5 protein-coding genes and 1 pseudogene are annotated in these 6,000 nt (G+C 59.4%); 4 read left to right on the plus strand and 2 right to left on the minus strand.

Annotated elements, in window-relative coordinates:
* Positions 1 to 49 precede the first annotated feature (49 nt).
* Positions 50 to 1,705, minus strand: coding sequence for a phosphoglucomutase (alpha-D-glucose-1,6-bisphosphate-dependent) (pgm, locus tag HMPREF3130_RS08815; RefSeq protein WP_048733320.1), 1,656 nt, complete (start codon positions 1,703 to 1,705; stop codon positions 50 to 52).
* A gap of 282 nt (positions 1,706 to 1,987) precedes the next feature.
* Here pgm and HMPREF3130_RS08820 point away from each other — a divergent pair, with 282 nt between their 5' ends.
* From HMPREF3130_RS08820 to HMPREF3130_RS08830, 3 genes are all read left to right on the plus strand, one after another.
* On the plus strand, positions 1,988 to 2,407 hold the full coding sequence (locus tag HMPREF3130_RS08820) for a fluoride efflux transporter FluC (protein WP_224784093.1): 420 nt from the start codon (positions 1,988 to 1,990) through the stop codon (positions 2,405 to 2,407).
* Positions 2,404 to 2,829: a fluoride efflux transporter FluC gene (locus tag HMPREF3130_RS08825; protein WP_049172850.1), complete on the plus strand. Its 426-nt coding sequence runs from the start codon at positions 2,404 to 2,406 to the stop codon at positions 2,827 to 2,829. The genes HMPREF3130_RS08820 and HMPREF3130_RS08825 overlap by 4 nt, the downstream gene beginning before the upstream one ends.
* A gap of 69 nt (positions 2,830 to 2,898) precedes the next feature.
* Positions 2,899 to 4,326 carry an alanine/glycine:cation symporter family protein gene (locus tag HMPREF3130_RS08830; RefSeq protein ID WP_048733326.1) on the plus strand — a complete coding sequence of 476 codons (1,428 nt, stop codon included), beginning with the start codon at positions 2,899 to 2,901 and terminating at the stop codon, positions 4,324 to 4,326.
* Between the two features lie 38 nt (positions 4,327 to 4,364).
* Here the strand turns inward: HMPREF3130_RS08830 and HMPREF3130_RS08835 are convergent, their stop codons facing one another.
* Positions 4,365 to 5,438, minus strand: coding sequence for a YlbL family protein (locus HMPREF3130_RS08835; protein ID WP_048733327.1), 1,074 nt, complete (start codon positions 5,436 to 5,438; stop codon positions 4,365 to 4,367).
* A gap of 139 nt (positions 5,439 to 5,577) precedes the next feature.
* Between HMPREF3130_RS08835 and HMPREF3130_RS11540 the strand changes: the two are divergent.
* Positions 5,578 to 6,000: pseudogene (locus HMPREF3130_RS11540) on the plus strand (hydrolase); the annotation flags it as partial.

Genomic DNA, 6,000 nt, shown 5'->3' on the forward strand with positions numbered 1-6,000 from the left:
GAAATGTTAGTACAGGCTAACTGTTTACAGCTAGCCCAATGGTTACCGATTACCCGTTCAGGACTGCCGAGACCACGTCCTGCGCCTCAGCCTGAACCTGTGCCAGGTGATCCGCGCCTTTGAAGGACTCCGCGTAGATCTTGTACTTATCTTCAGTGCCCGACGGACGCGCCGCGAACCAAGCGTTCTCCGTAACCACCTTGAGGCCACCAATCGCAGCGCCGTTGCCCGGTGCTTCAGTCAGTTTGGCTGTAATGGTCTCCCCTGCCAGGGTGTCGGCCTTGACCTGCTCCGGCGAGAGCTTCTTCAGGATTGCCTTCTGCTCACGGGTTGCGTCCGCATCGGTGCGGGCGTAAGCCGGGGCACCGTACTTATCGGCGAGTTCTGCGTAGAGCTGCGATGGAGTCTTCTCGGTCACAGCCTTGATCTCGCTGGCCAGGAGGTCCAGGATGATGCCGTCCTTATCGGTAGACCACACAGTGCCGTCGTGACGCAGGAACGATGCACCAGCGGATTCTTCACCGCCGAAGCCGATGGTGCCGCCGAGCAGACCCGGGACGAACCACTTGAAGCCGACTGGAACTTCCACGAGCTTGCGGCCCAAATTGGCAACGACGCGGTCAATCATCGACGAAGACACCAGCGTCTTACCGACCGCGGTCTCCTGCGACCAGCCCGGACGGTGCGCGAAGAGGTAGTCAATGGCAACGGCCAGGTAGTGGTTCGGGTTCATCAAACCCGCGTCCGGTGTCACAATTCCGTGGCGATCGGAGTCCGCGTCATTGCCGGTGGAGATGTCGAACTTATCGCGGTTACCAATCAGGGACGCCATCGCATTCGGCGAGGAGCAGTCCATACGAATCTTGCCGTCTGTATCCAGCGTCATAAAACGCCAGGTCGCATCAACCAGCGGATTGACCACGGTCAGGTTTAGGTTATGCGCATCGCCAATTGCGCCCCAGTAATCCACCGACGCACCACCCATTGGGTCGGCGCCGATACGCACGCCGGCATCACGGATGGCGTCGAGGTTGACAACATTCGGCAGGTCCGACACGTATGCGTTGAGGTAGTCGTGCTTTACGACGAGGTCTCCGGCCTTATCCACCAGCTGGCGCTTAACCCCATCCAGGCCCTTAGCCAAGTATTCATTAGCACGAGCTGCAATCCAGTCCGTCGCATCCGCGTCCGCCGGACCACCGGTCGGCGGGTTGTACTTAAAACCACCATCCCGTGGCGGATTGTGGGAAGGGGTAATCACGATGCCGTCGGCACGCGCGGCGCTACTCCCCGTCGGACCTCCCTCCACGTCGCGGTTGTACGTCAGAATCGCGTGGCTGACTGCCGGAGTCGGCGTGTAGCGATCCTGAGCGTCAACCATCACGGTGATGCCGTTGGCCGTGAGCACCTCGAGGGCGGAAATCATTGCCGGCTCGGACAGGCCGTGGGTATCGCGACCGACGTAGAGCGGACCTTCAATGCCCTGGCCCTTGCGGTAATCCACGATTGCCTGAGTAGTGGCGTGAATGTGGTCTTCGTTGAAAGCGCCGTCGAGGGAGGAACCGCGGTGACCGGAAGTACCGAAGACGACCTTCTGGTCGGGGTTATTCGGGTCCGGGTGCTTTGTGTAGTAAGCAGTGACCAGTTCCGCGACATCGATAAGGTCGGATGGCTGGGCCAATTGCCCGGCGCGCTCATGAGCCATTGTGGGTATCCTCCTGCTGAATCGGCGAACTGCGCAACCACCGATTTCACCGCCGACGAGCCGGCCGGAATGGGGAAACCGGACTTAAATGCGCTTCCTCTTCCCCAGTGTCCCCGTTTTAGGGTCAGCGCGCATGGCAAGAACCACTCGGTAAGGCAAACTCGCCCCTGCAATAGGGTGCAGTAGGTAGATTGTCGCGTGCCGACGGGAACACCTCCTGGTGAAAGATTCCGAATTGTCGGCGCCTACCTCCCCTTTCGCCACTGTGCTAGCGTTTTCACCGTGAATGAGGAATCTGTCGTTGCGAAACTGCCATCAGCAGGACGGGCGCAGGTTCTCATGGCCCTGGTTGTCGCCGGCGGTGCCGCTATTGGCGCGGTAAGTCGCTTTCTGCTCGGCGCGGCAATCGATGCGATTGTGAGCTCGGGAACTAGCGCAGTTTCGACCACTGCCATCAACTTGTTGGGCTGCTTTCTCTTCGGCCTGGTCAGCAGTATCGCGTTTGCTAATCCTCGGCTTTCCGCTTTCTGCGGTACTGGCTTTTGTGGCGGTTTCACCACTTTCTCCGCATTTGTCATTCTCTTGTTGGTGCAAGCGGACACGTCAGTCGTACTGATTGTGAGCGTCGGACTTATTCATCTGCTGTGCTGCCCTCTCGCCTACTGGTTGGGCACCAAGTGCGCACGGGAGGTCGCGGAATGACCGGCGATCTCCTCGGCTCTTTTTCCTCGGCACTCTCTGCCATCCTCGCTATCGCAGTTGGCGCGGCAGTAGGTGGAGCGCTGCGCTATGCGCTGGCCGAACTTGCGGTGAAGTGGGCTGATTCCAAACTACCCGGAACGTGGACCGCGAATATGATTGCCTGCTTCGTCGCCGGTGTCGCTGCTGTGGTGTGGTCGCGGGGAACGTCGATAAGCAATGGCATGACGCCTGCTCTGGCCTATGCGACGGTAATGATTGGCTTCGCCGGCGGCCTGTCGACGTGGTCCACACTCGCCGGAGAGATCGTACGCCTTAAGAACCAACACTTTTGGAGGGCATGTGGGTACCTTGCTCTCACACTGATTGGCGGAATAGTTTTTGCTTTCGTCGGAATGTGTTTACCCCCACTTGTGGCGAATTAGTAGCACAATAATCATTTTCTGAGAAATTAATGATCGAATTTAGGCTTTCTACCAGTAAAGTTCCACAGCATGGAAAGCTTCAGCGATTTTGCCTCAGCGGCGGATAGTTTTATTTGGAGTCCGTATCTCCTGATCCCCGCGCTGATCGGCACCGGAATCATTTTGACCATTCGCCTGGGTGCAATTCACCTGGTCAAACTCGGCCCGGCACTGCGCCTCGGACTCATCGACCGTAACGACGAAGACGCCGAGGGAGATATCACCAACTACCAGGCGCTTGCGACGGCTCTCGCGGCAACAGTCGGTGTCGGCAACATTGTCGGTGTCGCTACCGCGATCGGCCTGGGTGGACCCGGTGCGCTGTTCTGGATGTGGGTGACCGGCCTGCTTGGTATGGCATCGAAGTACTCCGAGGCATTCCTGGGTGTGAAGTACCGTCAGGTCGATGCAGCTGGCGAACAGTCCGGTGGCCCGCAGTACTACCTGCGCAAGGCCATCCCGAATGGTTTTGGTAAGACGCTCGGTATTCTCTTCGCCGTCTTTGCTGCGCTGGCAGCGTTTGGTATCGGCAACCTGACCCAGGGCAATGCCGTGGCCTCGAACCTGGAAAACAGCTTCGACATCGATCCGACGCTCTCCGGCATGATCATGTTCATCCTGGTAGGTGCGGCGCTGATGGGTGGCATTAAGTCGATTGGCCGCATCACCGCCGGCTTTGTGCCGATGATGATTGTGCTCTACATCGGTGCGGCCGTGTGGGTGCTCGTCGCCAATGTCTCGGCGCTGCCCGAGACCTTCAAGCTCATCTTCACCGATGCTTTCACCGGCACCGCGGCCGTTGGTGGGTTCGCAGGCTCCACGCTCATTCTCGCCCTGCAGATGGGTGTTGCCCGCGGCCTGTTCTCCAACGAGTCGGGCCTGGGTTCCGGTGCTATCGCCGCTGCCGCCGCATCGACCACTCACCCGGTTCGTCAGGGTCTGGTCTCCATGACTCAGACCTTCATTGACACCATCATCGTCGTGTCCTTCACCGGCCTGGTTATCATCAGCACCGGTGTTTGGCAGGATGGCAACGTCGACACTGGCGCTCTGACTGCTGAGGCATTCTCCCGCGGTCTACCTGGCCACTGGGGAGGCACAATCGTCACGCTGTCGGTTGTCTTCTTCGCATTCTCCACCATGCTGGGCTGGTCCTACTACGGTGAGCGCGCATTCGAGTCCCTGGTCGGTCGCCGCGGCACCGGTCTCTACCGTGCGGTCTTCACCTGCGTAGTCTTCGTCGGCGCTGTTACTCATCTGGAAACCGTCTGGTCCGTCGCCTCGGCTCTCAACGGCCTGATGGCGCTACCGAACCTCATCGGTCTGATTGTCCTGTCCGGGCTCATTGCGCGCGAGACAAAGGCCTACCTCAAATTTGACCCGCAGTTGCGCGCAACGGCGGCAGAGATTGATAAATGGCAGTCTCAGCAAAACTTCGAGGCCTTCAGCAAGAACTAGCTGAAACTAGCAGCTGCTCGTAGGGACTACGACAAAAACTACGAGCAGGTCTGCGCGGTCTCCGGCTTTTCGATTGCCGCAAGCGCGTCGTCAAGCACAGAGACCTTTACCAACTTCATATCGCCTCGGTCGGCAGTCACAGCCTCTGCGCAATTGCCTTCCGGCACGAAGAACATCTCGGCGCCCTCATCTCGGGCGGCCGAGATTTTGTGTGTAATGCCACCGATTTCGCCCACGTTGCCGGCAGCGTCAATAGTGCCGGTGCCAGCGAGGTGCTGCCCCTCGGTCAAATCGCCTGGACTCAGCTTGTCAATCACTCCGAGCGTCATCATGAGACCCGCAGACGGACCTCCAATGCCGCTGAGCTGGTACTCAACCTTGGTGTCGTCCGCGGATTGCGCCCCCATCCCAACGCCGAGCAGCGCGGCATTCTTCTGATGCGGATTTTCCGCCAGTGTCACAGAAATATCGACGGCTTTCTCGGGGTCAGAGTCCTCGCCCTTAGCAGTCTTCTGCTTGTCGACGGTCGCAGACTTGACCCTCAACGTGACAGTATCGCCCGGGTTGCGTCCGGCAATAATCGCCTTGACTTGCTCAGGCTTGCTTACGGCCACCCCATCCACGGCGAGAATCACATCGTCTTCATGCAGTCGCCCATCGACGGGACTATCCGGCACTGTGTAGGCGACGGTGACTTCCATCGGCAACCCGAGATGTGCCAGCGCAGCGGAGGTGGCGTTGGCCTCTGACTCGGTGAATGCAGCCTTGTTCTCCTCTTCCACCTCGTCCTGACTCTGGCCCGGAGGGAAGACCGCCTCAATGGGGACGATATCGTTGTCACGATCGAACCACAGGCCAATGACCTGCGGCAATGTCAGGTTATGTCTGACTGCGACGGTTGTCATATCCAGCGTGCCCTTAGAGAGTTCGGAGTCCGCAGCACTGCCACTGACCGAGATAATGCTCTTGCCCTCGACATCGCTGAGAACATCGAAGACCGGGCCAGGCCCCTGCGCGGCATAGGGCACTGTCAGCGTTGGCAGCGAGAGCACAGTTGCCAACGCGGCGATGGGCACAGCGCCCGCAACAAGAGTTTGGGTACGACGATTCACAAATAACACCCTACATTCTCGCTATCTGCCTACTGGACACCTGATGAATCTTGTCCGTGTCTGTTCGCTGGGCGCGAAGTTGCCAATAAAGTGGTGCTTTTAAGTACTCACGCGGGTCATTGCCCGGTACGGTGGGAGCATGAGTTCTAACGGATTTGGCTTTGGTCCGAACGACAATGATGACGATCGCGACGACGCTGGCAACAATGACTCCGGTCAGGGCGGTCAGGGCGGCCAGGGCGGTCCTTTCGGTTTCTTCGGGTTTCCCTTCGGTGGCATGGGCGGCGCCGGTGGCTTCGGTTTCGGCGGCCCCGGGCAGCCCGGCAGCGGCGCCTCCGGCAAGGGGGACCAGCCGAACTTGGGCGATATTCTCAACCAGTTCGGCGAGATGTTCTCCGGCATGGGGCAGCGATTCCAGGAGTCTAACTCTGGCCCTGTCAACTACGACGCGGCCGAGCGCGTTGCGCGGACCCGTCTTGGTAACCCGGCTCCGGTGAAGGACTCGGCCCGCGAGGCGCTGACTGATTCCCTGCGCCTGGCCGAACTGTGGCTAGATGACGTC

Source organism: Corynebacterium sp. HMSC14B06, from assembly GCF_001807075.1.
GTDB lineage: Bacteria > Actinomycetota > Actinomycetes > Mycobacteriales > Mycobacteriaceae > Corynebacterium > Corynebacterium jeikeium_D.

Excerpts from the sequence above, each read along its gene's own strand:
- HMPREF3130_RS08825 (WP_049172850.1), top strand. The coding sequence starts at position 2,404 with ATGACCGGCGATCTCCTCGGCTCTTTTTCCTCGGCACTCTCTGCCATC.
- HMPREF3130_RS08830 (WP_048733326.1), top strand. The coding sequence starts at position 2,899 with ATGGAAAGCTTCAGCGATTTTGCCTCAGCGGCGGATAGTTTTATTTGG.
- pgm (WP_048733320.1), bottom strand. The coding sequence starts at position 1,705 with ATGGCTCATGAGCGCGCCGGGCAATTGGCCCAGCCATCCGACCTTATC.